The 19217-nt window shown below is 68.5% G+C and carries 20 protein-coding genes; 13 read left to right on the forward strand and 7 right to left on the reverse strand.

The features are described from left to right. The first annotated feature begins 125 nt into the window (after positions 1–125). The 11 genes from HZI36_RS02030 to HZI36_RS02080 all read left to right on the forward strand — a co-directional run bounded on the left by HZI36_RS02030 (position 126) and on the right by HZI36_RS02080 (position 10888). Positions 126–617: a cupin domain-containing protein gene (locus tag HZI36_RS02030; RefSeq protein WP_179400930.1), complete on the forward strand. Its 492-nt coding sequence runs from the start codon at positions 126–128 to the stop codon at positions 615–617. 58 nt (positions 618–675) lie between these two features. Further along, the gene (locus HZI36_RS02035) at positions 676–1668 is read left to right on the forward strand and encodes a hydroxyquinol 1,2-dioxygenase (RefSeq protein ID WP_179400931.1); all 993 of its coding nucleotides are present in this window, start codon (positions 676–678) and stop codon (positions 1666–1668) included. A 166-nt stretch (positions 1669–1834) separates the two neighbouring features. Further along, the gene (locus HZI36_RS02040) at positions 1835–3298 is read left to right on the forward strand and encodes an aldehyde dehydrogenase family protein (protein WP_179400932.1); all 1464 of its coding nucleotides are present in this window, start codon (positions 1835–1837) and stop codon (positions 3296–3298) included. Positions 3299–3317: 19 nt separating this feature from the next. Beyond that, positions 3318–4376 carry a maleylacetate reductase gene (locus HZI36_RS02045; protein ID WP_179400933.1) on the forward strand — a complete coding sequence of 353 codons (1059 nt, stop codon included), beginning with the start codon at positions 3318–3320 and terminating at the stop codon, positions 4374–4376. 153 nt (positions 4377–4529) lie between these two features. Beyond that, the gene (locus HZI36_RS02050) at positions 4530–5819 is read left to right on the forward strand and encodes an ABC transporter substrate-binding protein (RefSeq protein WP_179400934.1); all 1290 of its coding nucleotides are present in this window, start codon (positions 4530–4532) and stop codon (positions 5817–5819) included. Between the two features lie 12 nt (positions 5820–5831). Further along, positions 5832–6554 carry an ABC transporter ATP-binding protein gene (locus HZI36_RS02055; protein WP_179400935.1) on the forward strand — a complete coding sequence of 241 codons (723 nt, stop codon included), beginning with the start codon at positions 5832–5834 and terminating at the stop codon, positions 6552–6554. 1 nt (position 6555) lies between these two features. Continuing rightward, positions 6556–7284 carry an ABC transporter ATP-binding protein gene (locus tag HZI36_RS02060; RefSeq protein WP_179400936.1) on the forward strand — a complete coding sequence of 243 codons (729 nt, stop codon included), beginning with the start codon at positions 6556–6558 and terminating at the stop codon, positions 7282–7284. Further along, positions 7281–8144 carry a branched-chain amino acid ABC transporter permease gene (locus tag HZI36_RS02065; RefSeq protein ID WP_179400937.1) on the forward strand — a complete coding sequence of 288 codons (864 nt, stop codon included), beginning with the start codon at positions 7281–7283 and terminating at the stop codon, positions 8142–8144. The genes HZI36_RS02060 and HZI36_RS02065 overlap by 4 nt, the downstream gene beginning before the upstream one ends. 15 nt (positions 8145–8159) lie before the next feature. Then, the gene (locus HZI36_RS02070; protein WP_246326926.1) at positions 8160–9275 is read left to right on the forward strand and encodes a branched-chain amino acid ABC transporter permease; all 1116 of its coding nucleotides are present in this window, start codon (positions 8160–8162) and stop codon (positions 9273–9275) included. A gap of 224 nt (positions 9276–9499) precedes the next feature. Beyond that, the gene (locus HZI36_RS27335; RefSeq protein ID WP_343049948.1) at positions 9500–9778 is read left to right on the forward strand and encodes a Rieske (2Fe-2S) protein; all 279 of its coding nucleotides are present in this window, start codon (positions 9500–9502) and stop codon (positions 9776–9778) included. Then, entirely contained in the window at positions 9779–10888 is a 1110-nt protein-coding gene (locus HZI36_RS02080; protein WP_246326927.1) for a porin, read from the forward strand. It abuts the gene before it with no gap. A gap of 74 nt (positions 10889–10962) precedes the next feature. Here HZI36_RS02080 and HZI36_RS02085 read toward each other — a convergent pair whose 3' ends face one another. Further along, the gene (locus HZI36_RS02085; protein WP_179400938.1) at positions 10963–11784 is read right to left on the reverse strand and encodes an alpha/beta fold hydrolase; all 822 of its coding nucleotides are present in this window, start codon (positions 11782–11784) and stop codon (positions 10963–10965) included. A gap of 306 nt (positions 11785–12090) precedes the next feature. Between HZI36_RS02085 and HZI36_RS02090 the strand changes: the two genes are divergently transcribed. After that, on the forward strand, positions 12091–12516 hold the full coding sequence (locus tag HZI36_RS02090) for a DUF3331 domain-containing protein (protein WP_179400939.1): 426 nt from the start codon (positions 12091–12093) through the stop codon (positions 12514–12516). A 34-nt stretch (positions 12517–12550) separates the two neighbouring features. After that, positions 12551–12793, forward strand: a complete 243-nt coding sequence (locus HZI36_RS02095; protein ID WP_179400940.1) for a DUF1427 family protein — start codon at positions 12551–12553, stop codon at positions 12791–12793. Between the two features lie 86 nt (positions 12794–12879). Here the strand turns inward: HZI36_RS02095 and HZI36_RS02100 are convergent, their stop codons facing one another. From HZI36_RS02100 to HZI36_RS02125, 6 genes are all read right to left on the reverse strand, one after another. After that, positions 12880–14493 (reverse strand): efflux transporter outer membrane subunit, encoded by a 1614-nt coding sequence (locus HZI36_RS02100; RefSeq protein WP_179400941.1) that lies wholly within the window; start codon positions 14491–14493, stop codon positions 12880–12882. Continuing rightward, the gene (locus HZI36_RS02105) at positions 14472–15617 is read right to left on the reverse strand and encodes an HlyD family secretion protein (protein ID WP_179400942.1); all 1146 of its coding nucleotides are present in this window, start codon (positions 15615–15617) and stop codon (positions 14472–14474) included. The genes HZI36_RS02100 and HZI36_RS02105 overlap by 22 nt, the downstream gene beginning before the upstream one ends. 85 nt (positions 15618–15702) lie before the next feature. After that, the gene (locus HZI36_RS02110) at positions 15703–17331 is read right to left on the reverse strand and encodes an MFS transporter (RefSeq protein WP_246326928.1); all 1629 of its coding nucleotides are present in this window, start codon (positions 17329–17331) and stop codon (positions 15703–15705) included. 97 nt (positions 17332–17428) lie between these two features. Further along, positions 17429–18082, reverse strand: a complete 654-nt coding sequence (locus HZI36_RS02115; protein ID WP_179400943.1) for a hydrolase — start codon at positions 18080–18082, stop codon at positions 17429–17431. Positions 18083–18134: 52 nt separating this feature from the next. Continuing rightward, the gene (locus HZI36_RS02120) at positions 18135–18776 is read right to left on the reverse strand and encodes an HD domain-containing protein (protein WP_179400944.1); all 642 of its coding nucleotides are present in this window, start codon (positions 18774–18776) and stop codon (positions 18135–18137) included. Between the two features lie 11 nt (positions 18777–18787). After that, entirely contained in the window at positions 18788–19204 is a 417-nt protein-coding gene (locus HZI36_RS02125) for a DoxX family protein (protein WP_179401058.1), read from the reverse strand. Positions 19205–19217: the final 13 nt, after the last annotated feature.

Consider the following 19217-nt stretch of genomic DNA (forward strand, 5'->3'; position numbering starts at 1 on the left):
CCTAGCCGCCGATCGCCGCACGCATGGTTCGCGTTTCGCGAACCTCGAACCATTGCCCACCCCCACCGTCCCCGCCTAATCTTCACGTCAACGGAAGCCGCGCTTCCCTTGACATGGAGACAGACATGCAACAGACCCGCCTCGGCAGCCTCGACGATTTCCAGAAAGGCTCGATCGAAATCATCACCGGCCGCGCCGAACACTACGTGATGTCGAACGTATTCGAAGTGGCGAGCCGCTCGAAGCCGTACGAGAAAGTCGTCGTCGGCAAGAACCTGAAGTACGTGATCGAAACGCTGCGCGCGGAAGGCGATTCGCCGTGGTTCGTCGCATCGCACGATGAGTTCGCGATTACGCTCGACGGCGAGATCAAGATCCATTTCGTGAAGCCCGCCGCGGGCCCGCTCGTCGGCGACGACGTCGAGGGCACCGTACGGCTCGCCGGCCAGCCCGAAGGCGCGAGCATGGGCTACGTGCTGCTGCGTCGCGGCCACCAGGCGCTGCTGCCCGCCGGCGCCGCGTATCGCTTCGAGGCGGTCAAGCCGGGCGTCGTGCTGCAGCAGACGATTCTCGGTGCGTGCTCGGTCGAGAAGTGGGCCGAGATCTGCATCCACTGACCGCATACGCCCGACCCGCCCGATCCGCCCGACCCGACGATTTAGACAGGAGCCCGACATGAATTCCGTTCCGCAACAAAACGTGACCGCCACCGATCCGAATCCGGTCACCGGCTACCGCACGTTCCGCCTCGGCGATTTCGAGTTCAGCCGCGATGCGTACTTCGTGACCGTCAAGTGGCCGTCGAACGGCCAGCAGCGCTCGCACCAGATGGACGCCGACGACTTCCTGCGCGCGATGATGCGCGACGTCGCGTGGGGATTCTTCTACGGCTGGGTGAACTTCGACGAAGTGATCGGCACGCGCAACCACTATGGCCGCGTCGACCTGTATGCCGGCGCGTACAACGCGAGCTTCCGCGAAGCCGGCGCCGACTACACGCAGCAGTTCGACACGCCGCTGATCATGGCGACGTTCAAGGCGATCCTGAAGGACTGGGTGAATGAGGGCTTCGATCCGTTCGCGGCGCCCGAGGAGACCGGCTCCGCGTTCGGCCCGAAGCATGGCGACAACATCGCCGCGATCGAGCGCTCGCGGATCGCGACGAAGCGGATGCCCGGCCTCGACGGCGATTCGCCGCTGCGCGACGACCTGCCGGTCAACCGCCAGTTCACGGACATCACGCAGGACGAGCCCGAGATTCATGCGGCGCCCGGCTTCGAGCGCGAGCTGCACGCGTTCAACCTGTTCAAGTACCTGTCGCGCTCTGATGTCACGTGGAACCCGTCGGTCACGTCGGTCTGCAAGCAGAGCCTGTTCTGCCCGACGACCGAGGAGTTCACGCTGCCGGTCTTCCACGGCAACGACCGCGTCGAATGGTTCCTGCAGCTCTCCGACCAGATCATCTGGGACGTCGCGGACAAGAATACCGGCGAGCCGCGCGCGCGAATCACGATGAACGCCGGCGACATCGCCGCGATGCCGGCCGACATCCGTCACAAGGGCTACTCGCAGAAGCGCTCGATGCTGCTCGTGTGGGAGAACGCGACGCCCGATCTGCCGAAGCGCTACGAGAGCGGCGAGCTGCCGCCTTACCCGGTCCAGATGTGATGTGTCGGAGTGCGCTTCGCATCGCTTAGCATCGCGTCGCGCGCCACCGCCGAACACGCCGGATCACCGACTCCCAGGTGACGCAGTGCACGGTGCCGGACAGCCGGCACCGCCGGGCCGACTTCGCCCGCGCGCTCGCGTCGCCACGTTCGAACTCAGGATCGACATGCAAACCCAACTCTTCATCAACGGCCGCTTCGTGCCGGCCGCGAGCGGCGAAACGCTGGCGACGCTGAACCCGCACGACAACTCGGTGATCGCGGATGTCGCGATGGCCGGCCAGGCCGACATCGACCGCGCGGTCGATGCCGCGCAGGCCGCGTTTCCGACGTGGAGCCGGCTCGCGGCGATGGAGCGCGGCCGTCTGCTGCTGAAGCTCGCCGATGCGATCGAAGCGAACGCGGAGCGCCTCGCGCGGCTCGAATCGCTCGACACCGGCCATCCGATCCGCGACACGCTGAACCTCGACGTGCCGCGCACCGCCGCGACGTTCCGCTACTTCGGCGGGATGGCGGACAAGTTCGAAGGGTCGGTGATCCCGGTCGAGGCGGGCTTCCTGAACTATCTGCTGCGCGAGCCGATCGGCGTCGTCGGCCAGGTCGTGCCGTGGAATTTTCCGCTGATGTTCACGAGCTGGAAGATGGCGCCCGCGCTCGCGGCCGGCAACGCGGTCGTGATGAAGCCGGCCGAGCTGACGCCGCTGTCGAGCCTCGCGATCGCCGAGCTGATGGCCGAGGTCGGCTTCCCCGACGGTGTCGTCAACGTGCTGCCGGGGCTCGGGCATGTCGCGGGCCAGTACATCGCCGAGCATCCGGGGATCGGCAAGGTTGCGTTCACCGGTTCCACCGCGGTCGGTCGCAAGATCGTGCAGGCGTCGAGCGGCAACCTGAAGAAGGTGCAGCTCGAGCTCGGCGGGAAGGGGGCGAACGTCGTGTTCGGCGACGCGAACATCGACGCGGTCGTGCAGGGCTCCGCGTTCGGGATCTTCCACAACCAGGGCCAGGCGTGTATCGCCGCGTCGCGGCTGATCGTGCACGAGTCGATCGCCGACGAGCTGCTCGAGAAGTTCACCGCGCTCGCGCGCTCGATCAAGATCGGCGATCCGCTCGATCCGACGACCGAGATGGGGCCGCTGACGTCGCTGCAGCATCGCGACCGCGTGCTGTCGTACGTCGACGTCGCGCGCAGCGAGGGCGGCCGCGTGCTGTCCGGCGGCAACGCGCCGAGCGCGGCCGCGCTCGCGAACGGTTGCTACGTCGAGCCGACGATCGTCGCCGCGAAGGCGACCGACCGTGTCGCGCAGGAGGAGGTGTTCGGCCCGTTCGTCACGGTGACGACGTTCCGCACCGACGACGAAGCGCTCGCCATCGCGAACGGCACCGAGTACGGCCTCGGCGCGGGCCTGTGGACTCGCGACCTGCAGCGCGCGCATCGGTTCGCGCGAAACCTGAAGAGCGGGATGGTCTGGATCAACTGCTACAAGCGCGTGAGCCCGGCTTCGCCGTTCGGCGGCACCGGCTCGAGCGGCTACGGCCGCGAGATGGGCTTCGAGGTGATGCGCGAGTACACGCAGGCGAAGTCGGTCTGGGTGAACGTCGACGCGCAGATCCCGCCGTACTACCCGCGCTGAACGAGATCGAGGAGCCGCCATGGAATCGTTCGTCTACAACGGCCTGCCCGGCCGGGTCGTGTTCGGCGCGGGCAGCCTCGCGCAACTGCCTCGGGAGATCGAGCGGCTCGGCGCGACGCGCGCGATCGTGCTGTCGACGCCACCGCAGCGGGCCGATGCCGAAGTGCTCGCGAAGCGTCTCGGCGACCGCGCGGCCGGCGTCTTCGCTGAAGCGGTGATGCACGTGCCGGTCGAGACCGCGCGTGCCGCGCGCGATTATGCGGCGCGGGTCGGCGCGGACTGTGCGATCGCGATCGGCGGCGGCTCGACGACGGGGCTCGGCAAGGCGATCGCGCTCGAGTCCGGGCTGCCGATCGTCGCGGTGCCGACCACCTACGCGGGCTCGGAGATGACGCCGATCTACGGGCTCACCGAAGCCGGCGTGAAGAAGACCGGGCGCGACCTGCGCGTGCTGCCGAAAACCGTGATCTACGACCCGGAGCTGACGCTGTCGCTGCCGGTGCCGATGTCGGTGACGAGCGGGATCAACGCGATCGCGCACGCGGCCGAAGGGCTCTATGCGCAGGATGCGAATCCGATCGTGAGCCTGATGGCGGAGGAGGGGATTCGCGCGCTCGCCGACGGGCTGCCGCGCATCGTCGCCGATCCCGCCGATGTCGACGCGCGCGCGCGCGGACTCTACGGCGCGTGGCTCTGCGGCGCGGTGCTCGGCAACGTCGGGATGGCGCTGCATCACAAGCTGTGCCACACGCTCGGCGGCACGCTGAATCTGCCCCACGCGGAAACGCACACTATCGTGCTGCCGCACGCGCTCGCGTACAACCGCGACGCGGCGCCGGCCGCGATGCGACGGATCGCGAACGCGCTCGGCACCGACGATGCGGCGCGCGGCGCGTACGACCTCGCCGCGTCGAGCGGCGCGCCGCTCGCGCTGAAGGATATCGGCATGCGCGAAGGGGATATCGACACGGTGCTCGATCTCGCGCTGCAGAACCCGTACTGGAACCCGCGGCCGGTCGAGCGCGCGCCGCTGCGCGCGTTGCTCGAAGCGGCGTACGAAGGGCGGCGACCCGACTGAAGAGAGGTGCGCCTGACGGTGCATCCACCAGGCAGAATATTTAGTTTTACAGAAGATTGGTTAAAGCGCTAATGCGCGGACGCCGATCCACAGCTTTGCACGGGATCGGAGCAAGCGCTAAGGCGCCAACTCCGATCGACACAGGAGACAACCATGAAACGACCGCCCGTCGACGGCACCCGCCGTCGCCTGATTTCGCTTGCCGGCAGCGGCCTGCTGCTCGCGGCTTCGCCCGTGCTGTCGCCGCTCGCGCGGGCGGCCGGCACCCGTACGCTGAAGATCGGCTACGTATCGCCGCAGACCGGCCCGCTCGCGCCGTTCGGCGAGGCCGACCGCTTCACGATCCAACAGATGCAGATGGCACTGAAGAACGGCGTCGCGATCGGCGGGAAGACGTATCCGGTGCAGATCCTCGTGAAGGACAGCCAGTCGAACCCGAACCGCGCGGGCGAGGTCGCGAACGACCTGATCCTGAGGGAGAAGGTCGACATCATGCTGGTCGCGGGCACGCCCGAGACCGCGAACCCGGTCAGCGACGCGTGCGAGCTGAACGAGACGCCGTGCGTGTCGACGGTCGTGCCGTGGCAGCCGTGGTTCTTCGGCCGCAAGGGTGACCCGAAGAAGGGTTTCCGCTACACGTATCACTTCTTCTGGGGCCTCGAGGACGTGATCGCCGTGTTCACCGGGATGTGGCAGTCGGTGCGGACGAACAAGTCGGTCGGCGGCCTGTTCCCGAACGACGGCGACGGCAACGCGTGGGGCGACGCGAAGCTCGGCTTCCCGCCGGTGCTCGCGCAGAAGGGTTTCACGCTGAAGGATCCGGGCCGCTTTCAGAGCATGACCCAGGATTTCTCCGCGCAGATCGCCGCGTACAAGCAGGCGAACGCGCAGATCGTGACCGGCGTCGTGATTCCGCCTGACGCGAAGAACTTCCTCGTGCAGGCGCGCCAGCAGGGCTTCCGACCGAAGGTGATCTCGATCGGCAAGGCGCTGCTGTTCCCGACGTCGATCGAGGCGCTCGGTGATCTCGGCGAAGGGCTGTCGACCGAGGTCTGGTGGTCGCCGTCGCATCCGTTCAAGTCGTCGCTGACCGGGCAGAACGCACGGCAGCTCGCCGACGCGTACGAACTCGCGACCGGCAAGCAGTGGACGCAGCCGATCGGCTTCGCGCACGCGCTGTTCGAGATCGCGATCGATGCGCTCAAGCGCGCGAAGGATCTCGACTCGAACGACGCGGTGCGCGACGCGGTCGCGTCGACGAAGCTCGACACCGTGGTCGGGCGCGTCGCGTGGGGCACGGGTCCGGTGAAGAACGTCGCGAAGACGCCGCTCGTCGGCGGCCAGTGGGTGAAGGGCACGAAGCATCGCTTCGACCTCGCGATCGTCAACAACCAGCTTGCGCCGTCCGTGCCGCTGGCCGGGCCGCTGAAGCTGATCGGCTGACGGAGCGACGCGATGGACACGCTGCTCAGACTTTCCGGCGTCTCGAAGCGCTACGGCGCGCTGACGGTCACCGACGACATCAGCTTCGAGATCGAGCGCGGCGAGACCTACGGGATTCTCGGCCCGAACGGCGCGGGCAAGACGACGCTGTTCAACCTCGTCAGCGGCGACGTGAAGCCCGATGCCGGCCGCGTCGAGTTCGACGGTACGGACGTCGGCGCGCTGCCGCCGCACCGCCGCTGTGCGGCCGGGATCGGCCGCTCGTATCAAGTGCCGCGGCCGTTCGGCGCGATGACGGTGTTCGAGAACCTGCTCGTCGGTGCGACGTTCGGCGGCGGGCTGGCGGGCGACGAAGCCGACGCGATGTGTGTCGACGTGCTCGAGCGCACCGGCCTCAAACACCGCGCGAACCAGCTCGCGGGCACGCTGACGCTGCTCGACCGCAAGCGCCTCGAGCTCGCGCGCGCGCTCGCGACGCGGCCGAAGCTGCTGCTGCTCGACGAGATCGCGGGCGGGCTCACCGATGCGGAGACGCACTCGCTGATCGACGAGATCAAGCAGATCAAGGCGCGCGGCGTGACGATCGTGTGGATCGAGCACGTCACGCATGCGCTGCTCGCGGTCGCGGACCGGCTGCTCGTGATCAATTTCGGCAGGAAGATCGCCGAAGGACTGCCGCGCGACGTGATGGACGACCCGGAAGTGAAGCGGGTCTATCTCGGACTGGAGGCTTGAGATGGTCACATCCACGCAAAACGGCGACGCGCTGCTGCGCACGGCCGGGCTCACCGCGTTCTACGGCGACTTCCAGGCGCTGTACGGCGTCGACGTGACGGTCGGCTCGGGCGAGATCGTCGCGCTGATCGGCGCGAACGGCGCCGGCAAGTCGACGTTCCTGAAATCCGTCGCGGGGCTCCTGCGCTCGCGGCCCGAGCAGATCGTCTATCGCGGCGAATCGATCGGCGCGCTGCCCGCATCGCGCGTCGTCGGGCACGGCATCGCGCTCGTGCCCGAAGGGCGGCGGCTGTTCGCGAGCCTGTCGGTCGAGGAGAACCTGCTGCTCGGCGGCTATGCGAAGCGGCCCGGGCGCTGGAACCTCGACGCGGTCTACGCGCTGTTTCCGGTGCTGAAGGAGCGCCGCCATCATCCGGGAACCGCGCTGTCGGGCGGGCAGCAGCAGATGGTCGCGATCGGCCGCGCATTGATGAGCAATCCTGATCTGCTGATGTGCGATGAACTATCGCTCGGTCTCGCGCCGGTGGTGGTCCGCGAGATCTACGCGGCGCTTCCTTCGATCGTCGGCGACGGCATGAGCGCGCTGATCGTCGAGCAGGACGTGCAGCTCGCGCGCCGCGTGTCGTCGCGCTTCTACTGCTTCCAGGAGGGCCGCGTGTCGCTGTCCGGCGCGTCCGCCGAAGTCTCCGACGAAGCGATCACGCAGGCCTATTTCGGAGTCGCAGCATGAACGCCGTCGTCAACATCGTCGTGCAGGGCGCGCTGCTCGGGGCGCTCTACGGGCTCTTCGCGCTCGGCCAGTCGCTCGTGTTCGGCGTGATGCGGCTCACGAACACCGCGCATGGCGACTTCATCGTGCTGTTCGCGTTCGTGCTGTTCGCGCTGACCGGCGCGCACGTGCCGCTCGTGATCGCGATTCCGGTCGCGTTCGTCGTCGCGTTCGCGGCCGGCTATGCGCTGCAGTTCGCGATCCTGAACCGGGTGAGCGGCCGCGATCCGCTGCCGTCGCTGATCGTCACGTTCGGGCTGTCGATCGTGATTCAGAACGTGCTGCAGCAGATTTTCTCCGCCGATCCGCGCTCGCTGTCGACAGGCGGGTTCGAGGCGCTCAGCGTGACGCTGCCGGGCGGGATCGCGATCGGCTATCTGCCGCTCGTCACGTTCGCGGTGACGGTCGCGCTGACGTTCGTGCTGCAGTGGCTGTTCGGCCGCACGCCGCTCGGACGTGCGCTGCGCGCGACGTCGGACGATCGCGAGATCGTGCAGTTGATGGGCGTGTCGCATCGGCGCATGTACGCGCTGGCGATGGGCATCGCGTTCGTGCTGATCGCTGCGGCTGCGACGCTCTATGCGATGCGCACCGCGGTGTCGCCGTCCGACGGGCCGGCGCTGCTGCTGTACGCGTTCGAGGCCGTGATCATCGGCGGGATGGGTTCGTTCTGGGGGACGTTCGCGGGCGGTGTCGTGCTCGGCGTCGCGCAGCAGGCGGGCTTCGCGTTCGATCCGGGCTGGGGCATCTGGTTCGGCCACGTGCTGTTCCTCGCGGTGCTCGTTGCGCGGCCGCAGGGTCTTTTTCCGAAAACGGCTTGAGGTGGTGCGATGAACATGCAAGCGAAACAGTCTTCCGCGCCGTGCGTCGGCGCACAGTGCGGCATGGCGGTGTCCGCGTTCGACGTGCGGCGCACGACGCGCGCGAGCCGCGTCGCATTCGTCGTCGCGCTCGTGGTCGCGGCCGCCGTCGCGTGCGCACCGCTCTGGGCCACGCGCGGCACGATGCACGATCTCACCGAGTTCGCCGCGTACCTCGTGTTCGCGCTGATGTGGAACCTGCTCGCCGGATACGGAGGGATGGTGTCGATCGGCCAGCAGGCGTTTTTCGGGATCGGCGGCTACGTGATGCTCGCGCTCGCGAATTTCGCCGGCGTGTCTCCGTTCGTCGCGGTGCCGATCGCGGCGGCGGTCGCGGCGCTCGTCGCGCTGCCGGTGTCGCTCGTCGCGTTCCGGCTCGAAGGCGGCTACTTCGCGATCGGCACCTGGGTGATCGCCGAGGTATTCCGGCTGTCGTTCGCGAACGTGTCGGCGCTCGGCGGCGGCTCGGGCACCAGCCTGATCGCGCTCGCCGACGTGCCGCGCTTCTGGCGCGATGCGCTGACCGTCTGGCTCGCGCTCGGAATCGTCGTCGTGACGCTCGGGCTGCTCTACCTGTTCCTGCGCTCGCGCGCGGGGCTCGCGCTGACCGCGATGCGCGACAACGCGGTCGCCGCGGGCAGCCAGGGCGTCGACGTGCGGCGCGCGCGGCTCGTCGTCTATCTGGCCGCGGCGGCCGGCACGGCGCTCGCGGGCGGCCTCTACTTCATCGGCAATCTGCGGATCTCGCCGGATGCCGCGTTCTCGGTGAACTGGAGCGCGTTCGGGATCTTCATGGTGCTGATCGGCGGGCTCGGCACGCTCGAGGGGCCGATCGTCGGCGCGCTCGCGTTCTTCCTGCTGAACAAGTTCCTGTCCGACTACGGGACGCTCTATCTGATCGGGCTCGGCGTGCTCGCGATCGTCGTCACGCTGTTTTTCCCGCGCGGGATCTGGGGATTCGTGTCGCAGCGCTTCGGGCTGCAGTGCTTTCCGCTCGGGCGCCGGGTCGTGTTTCCGGACGCGGCCGCCACGCGGCTCGCGCCGACCGGCGGCGTGAGCGTGGGCACGGCCGCGAGCGGGGAGGGGCGGTGATGAGCCGCGCCGCGAACGGTCCCGAGCGCGGGCTGCTGTGCGCGCTCGACGACGTGCCGGACGGTGGCGGGCATGGCGTGCCGGACGTGGCGGACGTGGCGGATGTATCTGACGTGCCGGACGTAGCGGATGTATCTGACGTGCCGGACGTAGCGGACGGTAAGACGGACCTTGCCGCGAACGGCACGGCAACCGGCGCCGCGAACGGCGCAAGCCGCGACGGCATTGATCCGTCGTGCGCGATCGTGATCGTGCGGCGCGGCGACGACGCGTGGGCCTACCGCAACGTGTGCCCGCATTTCTCGATCCCGCTGAACTACGAGCCGGACACGTTCTGGGCATACGACGCGCAATGGCTGATGTGCGCGCATCACAGCGCGATGTTCCGGTTCGAGGATGGCATGTGCGTCGACGGGCCGTGCGAGGGCGCGGCGCTGACCGCGATCCCGGTGCGGATCGTCGACAGGAAGGTGTTCAAACGTGACAACGAGGAGGAGACATAGATGAAGACACTGACAATGACCTGGGCGTGCGCGTGCGCGCTGTCCGTGCCGGCGCTCGCGAGCGCGCAGAGCAACGTGACGCTGAGCGGCATGATCGATGCGGGCGTCACGTACGTGAACAACCAGCACGGCGGCGCGGCGACACTGTTCGACAGCGGTGTGTCCGCACCGAACCTGCTGACGTTCAAGGGTACCGAGGATCTCGGCGGCGGCAACAAGGCGCTGTTCGAGCTGACGTCGCAGTTCGATCTCGGCAGCGGCGCGACGATTCCGGGCGCCGGGCAGATCTTCAACCGGACCGCGCTCGTCGGGCTGTCGAACGACCGGCTCGGCACGCTGACGTTCGGCAATCAGTACGACTTCATGTTCGAGTCGCTGACGCTCGGGCTGTTCGACGGCGCGTTCCTGTTCGGCGGGATCTACGATTTCCGTCAGGGGCCGTTCACCGCGCTCGGCGTGCCGGACAATCCGACCGGCTCGTTCGACTTCGACCGGATGGGCGGCACCGTGCGCGTGCCGAACTCGGTCAAATACCGCAGCCCCGAGTTCGCGGGCCTGCGGTTCGGCGCGATGTACGGGTTCGGCGGCGTGCCGGGATCGTTCTCCGCCGATTCGACGACGAGCTTCGGGCTGAACTACGAGAACGGCCCGCTCGGGCTCGGCGCCGCATACGTCGACGTCAAGTATCCGCAGCTCGGCAACGGCCACGACGGCATCCGCAACTTCGGGGTCGGCGCGCACTACCAGTTCCCGAGCGTGCTCGCGATGCTGCTGTACACGAACACGAAGAACACCGCGAGCGGCGCGAAGATCGACGTGTACAAGGCGAGCGCGTTGTGGACGATCTCGGGCCCGTGGTCGGCCGGCATCGATTACGCGTACATGCGCGGCAACGCGGCGCTCGACGACAATCGCGCGCAGCAGGTGACGGGCGCGGTCCAGTATCACTTGTCGAAGCGCACGTTCGTGTACGTCGAGGGGATCTACCAGCGCGCGAGCGGCGACAACGCGGTCACGCAGGCGTGGATCAACGGGCTGCTGCAACCGGGGGCCGCAGCCAGCAACCGCTCGCAGACGCTCGCGCGCATCGGCCTCGCGACACGGTTCTGACGGCGGGATGCAGGAAGGAAGCAGGAAGGAAGCGGGCGGCGCAACGCCGCCCGCGAGCCTGGCGGCCGCCGCGCTCAGGCGCCGATGAACGCGAGCAGCGCCGCGTTGATCTGATCGGCGTGCGTCACGCACATCCCGTGCGAGCCGCCTTCGATCACCTTCAGCGTCGCGTTCTTCACGATCTTCGCGGACAGGCGGCCGGAGTCGTCGATCGGCACGATCTGGTCGTCGTCGCCGTGCAGCACGAGCGTCGGCACGTCGATTTTCTTCAGATCGTCGGTGTAGTCGACCTCGGAGAATTCGCGGATGCACAGGTACTGCCCGTGGATCCCGCCCATCATCCCCTGCGCCCAGAACGCGTCGATCGTGCCTTGCGACACCTTCGCGTCCGGCCGGTTGAAGCCGAAGAACGGCGTCGCGAGATCCTTGTAGAACTGCGAGCGATTGTCGGCGACGCCCTGGCGTATTCCGTCGAACACGTCGATCGGCAGCCCGCCGGGATTGGTTGCGGACTTCAGCATGACCGGCGGCACCGCGCCGATCAGTACCGCCTTCGCAATACGTTTCGTGCCGTGCCGGCCGATATAGTGCGCGACTTCGCCGCCGCCGGTCGAGTGTCCGACGAGCGTCACGTCATGCAGATCGAGCTCGCTGATCAGCGCCGCGAGATCGTCCGCGTACGTATCCATGTCGTTGCCCCGCGACGGCTGGCTCGAGCGGCCGTGGCCGCGCCGGTCGTGCGCGATCACGCGATAGCCGTGCTGCAGCAGGAACAGCATCTGGGCGTCCCACGCGTCCGCGCAGAGCGGCCAGCCGTGCGAGAAGACAACCGGGCGACCTTCGCCCCAATCCTTGAAGTAGATCTGCGTACCGTCTTTCGTGGTGATCGTGTTCATCGTGGGGGCTCCAAGGGGCGTGGTGGATACTGATGCAGCATATGCCTCGCGCGCGCGGGTGTCCTGAAATCGCGCTGAATTTTCATGAAGTCGCGTGCCGATCCATGCGCGTGCCCTGTCATACCCAGCCAGAAAATTTCAGGAAAGGTAAAGGACTATTCAGCGGCGACTGACCTATCGTGGTGACGTCGGACGTCCGCAGGGACGTCCGGTCTCCGCCCGTGCCACGGGGCTTCGACACTTACAGCGCGCGCAACGGGCGACGTCGGCGGAGTTCGCGCCATCTGTCAGGACACACACGTCGCCATGGACGAATTCGATCGCTGGAAATGCATGATCACGTCGTTGTATTCGTCGCGCGACGTGTCGTGCGCCGCGCCGTCGACCCGCCGCGAAGGCGCCGGGCCCGCCAGCCGCGCGGCGAGCGCGCCGAGGGCGGGCGGGTCCGGTAGCGCATGGCGCCGGTCGTCGATCGTATGGGTCGAGAAGCAGACCGAGAACGCGCTGCTCGTGTCGTGGAGCGACCCGACGCACTGCCGCTACGACGAGCAGCGCTGGATCGCCGCGAAGTCCCGGATCAGCGGGCGCTGCGCGCTGACCGGCCAGGCGATCGAGATCGGTGATCCGGTCTACAAGCCGCAGTGGCGCGGCGGGTGCCGTCCGGCAAACAGCGGCGAGATGATTCTTGCAAACCAGCTCGACCGGCCCGCGGGCCGCGCGCGAGCGCGATGAGCCGGCGCGTGACGCGTCGGACAACGGAGACGTCATGTCCTATCTGATATCGATGGCGGCCGGTGTGCTGGTCGGCCTGTTGTACTGGCTGTTGCGCGTGAAGTCGCCGGCGCCGCCGCTCGTCGCGCTGATCGGCCTGCTCGGGATGGTCGTCGGCGAGCACGCGGTGCCCGTCGTGCGCACGCTGCTGCAGCGCGATGCGCCGTACGCGCGCAGCGAGCCGCCGGCCGCGCAGCAAGCGCCGGCGGCGCACGAGCGGGACGCGGCGGCGGATTGAGCCGGCGCTCGCGGTCGCGGGCGCGGCGCATCGGTTCGTCGATACGAACGCTTCCGCCGCGCCCGCCCGGTTCTTCGATGACTCGATTACTCCGGCGCGGACGATGCGGCGGACGCGGATGATGCTGCCGACGCCGACGCCGACGCCGACGCCGACGCCGCGAGCGCGTCGTCGCCGCGCTCCGGCCACCCGCCGCCCAACGCCTTGTACAGCGCGACGAGCGCGAGCGCGGTATCGCGCTCGGTCTGCGCGAGCTTGTCGTCGGCCGAGTGCAGCGCGCGTTCCGCGTCGAGCACCGGCAGGAAGTCGGTGAGCCCCTGCCGGTAGAGTCGCGTTGCGATCACGACCGCGTCGCGATCGGCCGCGACCTCGTTTGCGAGCTGCGCGCGCTTCACCTGCATCCGGCCGTATGACGACAGCGCGGTCTCGACGTCGCGCAGCGCGCCGAGCACCGTGCGCCGGTACGCGGCCGCGGCCGCGTCGGTGCGCGCTTGTTCCGCGCGAATCTCGAAGCGCACCTTGCCCGCGTCGAAGATCAGCCACTGGATGCCCGGGCCGATCTTCATATAACGGCTCGGCAGGCCGAGAAACGACGACGCGTCGAGGCTCTCGAGGCCCGCGGCGCCCGTCAGCGAGAAGTGCGGATAGAGATCGGCGGTTGCGACGCCAATCCGCGCGTTCGCGGCCGCCAGATTGCGCTCGGCCGCGCGGATGTCGGGCCGGCGCTTCAGCAGGTCCGACGGCAGCCCTACCGGCACGTCGGCGACCGGCGCCGGGATCGGGCGCGGCGCGTCGAGTTCGGCGACGAGCGCCTCCGGCGGACGGCCGACGAGGGCGCCGATCCGGTAGATCGCCGCGCGCGCGTCGGCTTCGTACGTCGGGATATCGGACTCGGTGTCGTTGACCTGCGCCTGCGCGCGCAGCACGTCGAGACGCGATGCGAGCCCCGCGTCGAATTGCGCGCGGGTCAGCGCGAGCGCGTCGCGCTGGTTCGCGAGGTCGGTCTGCGCGACCGCGATCCGCCGCTGCGCGCCGCGCAGCTCGACGTAGTCGCGCGCGATCTCGGCGTCGAGCGTCAGCATCGCGTCGCCGCGCGACGCGAGCGCGGCCGCGTACGACGCATCGGCCGATTCGACGCTGCGCCGTGTGCCGCCGAACACGTCGATCTCCCACGACGCGTCGAAGCCCGCCTGGTAGAGGTTGCCGTTCGCGCCGCGCCCGAGCCCGCCCGGCTGCACGCCGACCGGCACGTTGGCGCTGCCGTGCGTGCGCGCGTACTGGCCGCCGACGTCGACGGCCGGCCAGTTCGCCGCGCCCGCGATGCCGGCTCGCGCGCGCGCCTCGCGCACGCGCGCGTCGGCCTCGGCCGCGTCGGGCGCGGATTGGGCCGCATCGTCGATCAACCGGTCGAGCACCGGATCGCCGAGATTCTTCCACCACGCGTCGAGGCCGGCCGCCGGCGTGGCGGCCGTGGCGTTGCCCGCGACCGTGACACCGGCAACACCCGCGACACCGCTCGCGCCACCCGGATGCTCCGCGTACGCGGCGGGCAGCGCCAGATGCGGCGCGACATAGTCCGGGCCGACGGTGCAGCCGGCGAGCGCAAACGCGAGCGCCGCTGCTGCGGCGGCCGCGCACGCGATGCGCGGGCGATGCGGCCCGTGGCCGCGCGCCGCCATCAATTCAGGAATCCGAGCCATACGGGCCGCTCCCGAGTCGAGATCCGCGTTTCGACGGACATTCCTGGCGTGATCCATCGCAGTGCGTCGCCGGGGCGATCGAACACGATCTTCACCGGCACGCGCTGCACGACCTTCACGAAGTTGCCGGTCGCGTTCTCCGGCGGCAGCAGCGCGAAGCGCGCGCCGGTGCCGCGCTGGATGCTGTCGACATGGCCGTGCAGGTCGAGATTCGGAAACGCGTCGACGCGGATCGACACGGGCTGGCCGGGCCGCACGTGCGTGAGCTGCGTTTCCTTGTAGTTCGCGATCACGTAGAGCTGTTCCGGCACGACCGACAGCAGCAACTGGCCCGGCTGCACGTAGTTGCCGGCCTCGACGCTCTTGCGCGCGACGGTACCGTCGTCGTCCGCGTAGATCTTCGTATACGACAGGTTCAAGCGCGCCTGATCCAGCGCCGCGCGCGCCTGCGAGACCGCGGCCTCGGCGGTCGCGGCCTGCGAGCGGACGAGCTTCGCCTGCGCGTCGGCGGCCTGGATGCGTACCTGCGCGGCGACGACGGTCGCGCGCGAGCTGGTCGCGGCGGCGCGGCCTTCGTCGACGCGCTCCGACGACACCGCGCGCACGTCCGACACCGACTCGAGCCGGCCGAGATTGGCCTGGGCGAGCCGGGCGTTCGCCTGCGCGACGTCGAGTTCCGCGTGCTGCCGCGCGATTTCCGCATCGGCGACCGGAATCTGGTCGCGTGCTTCCTGCAGCTTGCCTTGCGCATTCGCGAGCGTCGCCTGCGCCTGCTCGAGCTGCACCGCGTAGTCGCGAGGATCGAGCTCGAGCAGCAACTGGCCGGCCTTGACCTTGCTGTTGTCGTCGACGTAGAGCGCCTTCACGTAGGCCGGCACCTTCGGAATCACCGACACGACGTGCGCGTCGACATACGCGTCGTCGGTCGCCTGCCCGTACAGATTCGGCACGACGAACACGAACGCGGCGATCACGAGGATCGCGATCCCGGTCACGGCGATCGTCAACGCACGCCGGTTCGTGGCCGGCGGCGACGCATCGGGTTTCCCGGCGGGCGGGGCCGCGGGCGGGGCGGCGGGCGGCGATGCCTCGGGCGGCTTCGGCGGCGTCGTCGTGTCGTTCATGGCGTTCCTCGGCGGGTATCGTCGTATGTATCGTGGTATCGCATCGGCAGGCGAAAAAGGAAGGAAAGCGAAGGAAAGGAAATCGTCATTTCGGCGGCTGGACCGGCGTCGGCGGCACGATCGGCAGCAGGCACAGCGCGAGTACGCCGACGACCGCCATGAACGCGAACGCATCCGCGTACGCATAGGCGCCGGCCTGGCGCGCGCCCTGCTCGGCGAGCAGCCGCAACGCGGCGGCGGAGCCTTCGACCGGCGTATAGCCGCCGTTCGCGCCGAGCGCCGATGCGGCGGTCGCGAGCCAGTCCCGCGTGATCGCACTGTCGACGCGCACGTGATCGTAGAGCCGCGCCGAATGCAGCGTCTCGCGGTGCGAGATCAGGATCGTCAGCAGCGCGACGCCGAGCGACGCGCCGAACTGGCGGAACGTCATGTACAGCGACACGCCGTCGAGCAGCTTGTTCTGCTCGATCCGCGCGACGGTGCCACTGCCGACGGCCGGCAACAGCGGCGCGAGGCAGCATGCGTACAGCATCAGCGGCAGGACGAAGTACGGGCCGGGGGTGTCGGTCGTCATCAGCCGGTTGAACACAACCATCGATGCGATCAGCATCACGAGCGCGATCGCGATCGCCTTGCGCTGGCCGAGCCGCGCGATCAGGCCGACCATCGGCGCGCGGATCGCGGCCGCGAACAGCGCATAGACGCAGATGATCAGGCCGGCCTGCGTCGCGCTGTACGTCGGCCGCGCGAGATTGCGCAGGAACTCGGGCAGCACGAACACGCTGCCGGACAGGATCATCCCGGTGAACACACCGATCACCGCCGACGACAGCACGTGGCGGTCCTTCAGCAGATCGACGCACATCAGCGGCGTGCGGTTCGACGGGCTCGCCTGCCACGCGACGAACAGCACGAGCGCGGCCGCGCAGGCGAAGCCGAGCGCGCGCAGATGCGCGGAGGCGAACCAGTCGTCGATCTCGCCGCGGTTGAGGATCACCTGCAGTGATATGAGTGCGATCGCGAGCAGCACGATGCCGGGCCAGTCGGTCGCGATGGTGCGCGCCGACGAAGGCGGCGGCAGCGTCGGGAAGTGGCGCGAGATCAGCCACAGCGCGCCGGCCGCGTACAGCAAATTCGGCGCGAAGATGAGCCGCCAGTTCGCGTGCTCGGTAATGTAGCCGCTGACGATCAGCCCCGCGGCGCTCGACAGGTACAGCACCGTCGACACGCGCATCAGCGACGGGCTGCGCTGCGGTTTCGGCATCAGCACATAGATGCTCGCGCGCCACCAGACGACGAGCCCCGCGCCGGAAAAGCCCTGCAGCGCGCGCCAGAACAGCATCGAATGGAGTTCGGGTGCGAGCGACACGCCGATCGACGTCGCCGCGAACGCGACGACGGTCGCGAGCAGGAAGCGCTTGTAGCCGACGTGGCCCGCGAGCCAGATCGACACCGGCACACCGAGGAAGAGTGCGCTGCTGTAGACGGTCAACAGCCAGCTCGCCTCGTCGGCCGATACGCCGAGCGTGCCGGTCAGATCCGGCAGCACGAGGTTCATGCTGTCGAACGTATAGAACTCCATCCCGGTCGCGAGGCCCAGGCCGAGCAGCAGCAGCCGGGTCTGCGACGGCGTCATCGTCACTGCACCCGCGGGCGCAGCGGCGGCGGGCGGCGGCGTGGCCGTGACCGGGATGGACGAGGTGGTTTCGCTCATGTCGGATCGAAAAGGAGCGGGGCGCGCGAATCGACCGAGAATCCGGCTGTGACTCGACCATGAATCGCGATGATACGCGCGCCGCCGCGAGCGGGGGTCAGTGGCCTTCGCTAGCGCCGAACATCGTCTTCGCGTAAATGATGCCGAGCCCGTACGCGCCGCCGTGCTGCGCGGCGGTCGTCGTGGTCTGCACGTACGTGTCGGTGCGGGCCCAGTCGCGCTGCAGCTCGAGCAGATACTGCAGCGACGTCATCGGGCGCGCGCCGGCCTGCACCATGCGGTCCATCGCGCGATCGTGTGCTTCGTCGGATACATCGCCGCACGCGTCGGCGATCACGTAGACCTCGAAGCCCTGATCGATCGCGGACAGCGCCGGGCCGACGATGCAGACCGACGTCCACAGTCCGCAGAGCGTGATCTTGTCACGAGCGATCGCATTCACGCGCTCGGCGATGCGCGGGTCTTCCCACGTATTCATCGACGTGCGGTCGATCAGCGTCTCCTCCGGAAACACCGACGTGATTTCCCCGTACATCGGGCCCGAGAAGGTTTTCTCGGCGACCGTCGTGAGGATCGTCGGCACCTTGAATTCCTTCGCGGCCTTCGCGACGAGGGACGTGTTGTTGCGCAGCGCGACCGCGTCGATCGACTTGGTCGCGAACGACATCTGCGACTGGAAGTCGATCATGATCAGCGCGTGGTTGAACGGATCGAGCAGGGTTTTGCCGGGAGCGGCTTTGGCGGTGGGCATCGTGGCCTCCTTCAGTGATTCGGTTGACGAAAAAAAACCGACTGCGTGTGGGTCATTCCTTCCAGTTCGAGCCGAGAATCAGGCCGCAGAAATTGATGCGCCGGTAGTTCGGGTCGCACCGCTCGAGCACGTCCGCGTTCACCGAGCCGAACGTCGTCGCGGGGCGGTATCCCATCCCTTCCGCGAATGCGTCGATTACCCCCTCCTTGAAGCGGGCGCCGCGCGGCCATTCGCGCAGCACCGCGTCGCGCTCGGCGCGGCTCACCTCGTCGAAGTGCTGCCCGAACAGGTCGGTTTCGACGCCCGCCGCGGTCAGCGCGGTCAGCGGCGCCATGAACGCGTTGATCCCGAACGCCGTGTGCAGCGCGACCGCGCGCCAGACTTCGGCGACGTCGTCGGGCGGCACGCCGAACGTCGCGAGGAACGCTTGCACCGCGTTCGCGCCGTCGACCTCGAAGCGGTTCGGCGACCGGCGGTACGGCACGCACAGCCCGACGTCGTGAAACAGCGCCGCGACGAACAGCAACTCCGCGTCGAACGCGAGCGCGCGGCGCCGGCCGATGATCGACGCGAACACGAACACGCGCATCGAATGCCGATAGAGAATCTCGGGCTCGCTCGCGTGCACGGTCGCGTCCGCCGCGCGCGCGATCGCGCTGTCGGGAATCGGGACGCCCGCGACGACGTGCGGCATCGGCGTTCTCCTTACGGCGCGAGCAGCGCGGCCAGCGAGTAGTGCCCGGCGCCCGCAATCACGAGCGTGCCGAACATGATGATCAGCATCCACGCGAATTGCGCCTGCTGCGGCGTCCATTCCGGATGCACGCGCGCGATCGCGAGCGCGGAAACGATCATCACCGGCAGCGACGCGAGCCGCGTCGCGAGGCCGACGATCACGAGCACCGGGCACGCGACCTCCGCGAAGATCGCGAAGACGATCGACAGCTGCTTGCCGCGTTCGCCGAGATGAAACGGATCCTCGATCGCGTTTTCCTCGGACGTGAAGTGGCGGACCTTCGGCAGCCCGTGCACGATCAGCACGAGCACGCTCGCGCCGATCCGCAGGAACAGCAGGCCGAGGTCGGTGGCGCGCAGCGCATACTGGGCAAGGACGTCGTTCATCATCGAGCGGTCT

This window comes from Burkholderia guangdongensis, assembly GCF_013403875.1.
Lineage (GTDB): Bacteria > Pseudomonadota > Gammaproteobacteria > Burkholderiales > Burkholderiaceae > Burkholderia > Burkholderia guangdongensis.

Excerpts from the sequence above, each read along its gene's own strand:
- HZI36_RS02030 (WP_179400930.1), top strand. The coding sequence starts at position 126 with ATGCAACAGACCCGCCTCGGCAGCCTCGACGATTTCCAGAAAGGCTCG.
- HZI36_RS02035 (WP_179400931.1), top strand. The coding sequence starts at position 676 with ATGAATTCCGTTCCGCAACAAAACGTGACCGCCACCGATCCGAATCCG.
- HZI36_RS02040 (WP_179400932.1), top strand. The coding sequence starts at position 1,835 with ATGCAAACCCAACTCTTCATCAACGGCCGCTTCGTGCCGGCCGCGAGC.
- HZI36_RS02045 (WP_179400933.1), top strand. The coding sequence starts at position 3,318 with ATGGAATCGTTCGTCTACAACGGCCTGCCCGGCCGGGTCGTGTTCGGC.
- HZI36_RS02050 (WP_179400934.1), top strand. The coding sequence starts at position 4,530 with ATGAAACGACCGCCCGTCGACGGCACCCGCCGTCGCCTGATTTCGCTT.
- HZI36_RS02055 (WP_179400935.1), top strand. The coding sequence starts at position 5,832 with ATGGACACGCTGCTCAGACTTTCCGGCGTCTCGAAGCGCTACGGCGCG.
- HZI36_RS02060 (WP_179400936.1), top strand. The coding sequence starts at position 6,556 with ATGGTCACATCCACGCAAAACGGCGACGCGCTGCTGCGCACGGCCGGG.
- HZI36_RS02065 (WP_179400937.1), top strand. The coding sequence starts at position 7,281 with ATGAACGCCGTCGTCAACATCGTCGTGCAGGGCGCGCTGCTCGGGGCG.
- HZI36_RS02070 (WP_246326926.1), top strand. The coding sequence starts at position 8,160 with ATGCAAGCGAAACAGTCTTCCGCGCCGTGCGTCGGCGCACAGTGCGGC.
- HZI36_RS02080 (WP_246326927.1), top strand. The coding sequence starts at position 9,779 with ATGAAGACACTGACAATGACCTGGGCGTGCGCGTGCGCGCTGTCCGTG.
- HZI36_RS02085 (WP_179400938.1), bottom strand. The coding sequence starts at position 11,784 with ATGAACACGATCACCACGAAAGACGGTACGCAGATCTACTTCAAGGAT.
- HZI36_RS02090 (WP_179400939.1), top strand. The coding sequence starts at position 12,091 with ATGGACGAATTCGATCGCTGGAAATGCATGATCACGTCGTTGTATTCG.
- HZI36_RS02095 (WP_179400940.1), top strand. The coding sequence starts at position 12,551 with ATGTCCTATCTGATATCGATGGCGGCCGGTGTGCTGGTCGGCCTGTTG.
- HZI36_RS02100 (WP_179400941.1), bottom strand. The coding sequence starts at position 14,493 with ATGGCTCGGATTCCTGAATTGATGGCGGCGCGCGGCCACGGGCCGCAT.
- HZI36_RS02105 (WP_179400942.1), bottom strand. The coding sequence starts at position 15,617 with ATGAACGACACGACGACGCCGCCGAAGCCGCCCGAGGCATCGCCGCCC.
- HZI36_RS02110 (WP_246326928.1), bottom strand. The coding sequence starts at position 17,331 with ATGAGCGAAACCACCTCGTCCATCCCGGTCACGGCCACGCCGCCGCCC.
- HZI36_RS02115 (WP_179400943.1), bottom strand. The coding sequence starts at position 18,082 with ATGCCCACCGCCAAAGCCGCTCCCGGCAAAACCCTGCTCGATCCGTTC.
- HZI36_RS02120 (WP_179400944.1), bottom strand. The coding sequence starts at position 18,776 with ATGCCGCACGTCGTCGCGGGCGTCCCGATTCCCGACAGCGCGATCGCG.
- HZI36_RS02125 (WP_179401058.1), bottom strand. The coding sequence starts at position 19,204 with ATGAACGACGTCCTTGCCCAGTATGCGCTGCGCGCCACCGACCTCGGC.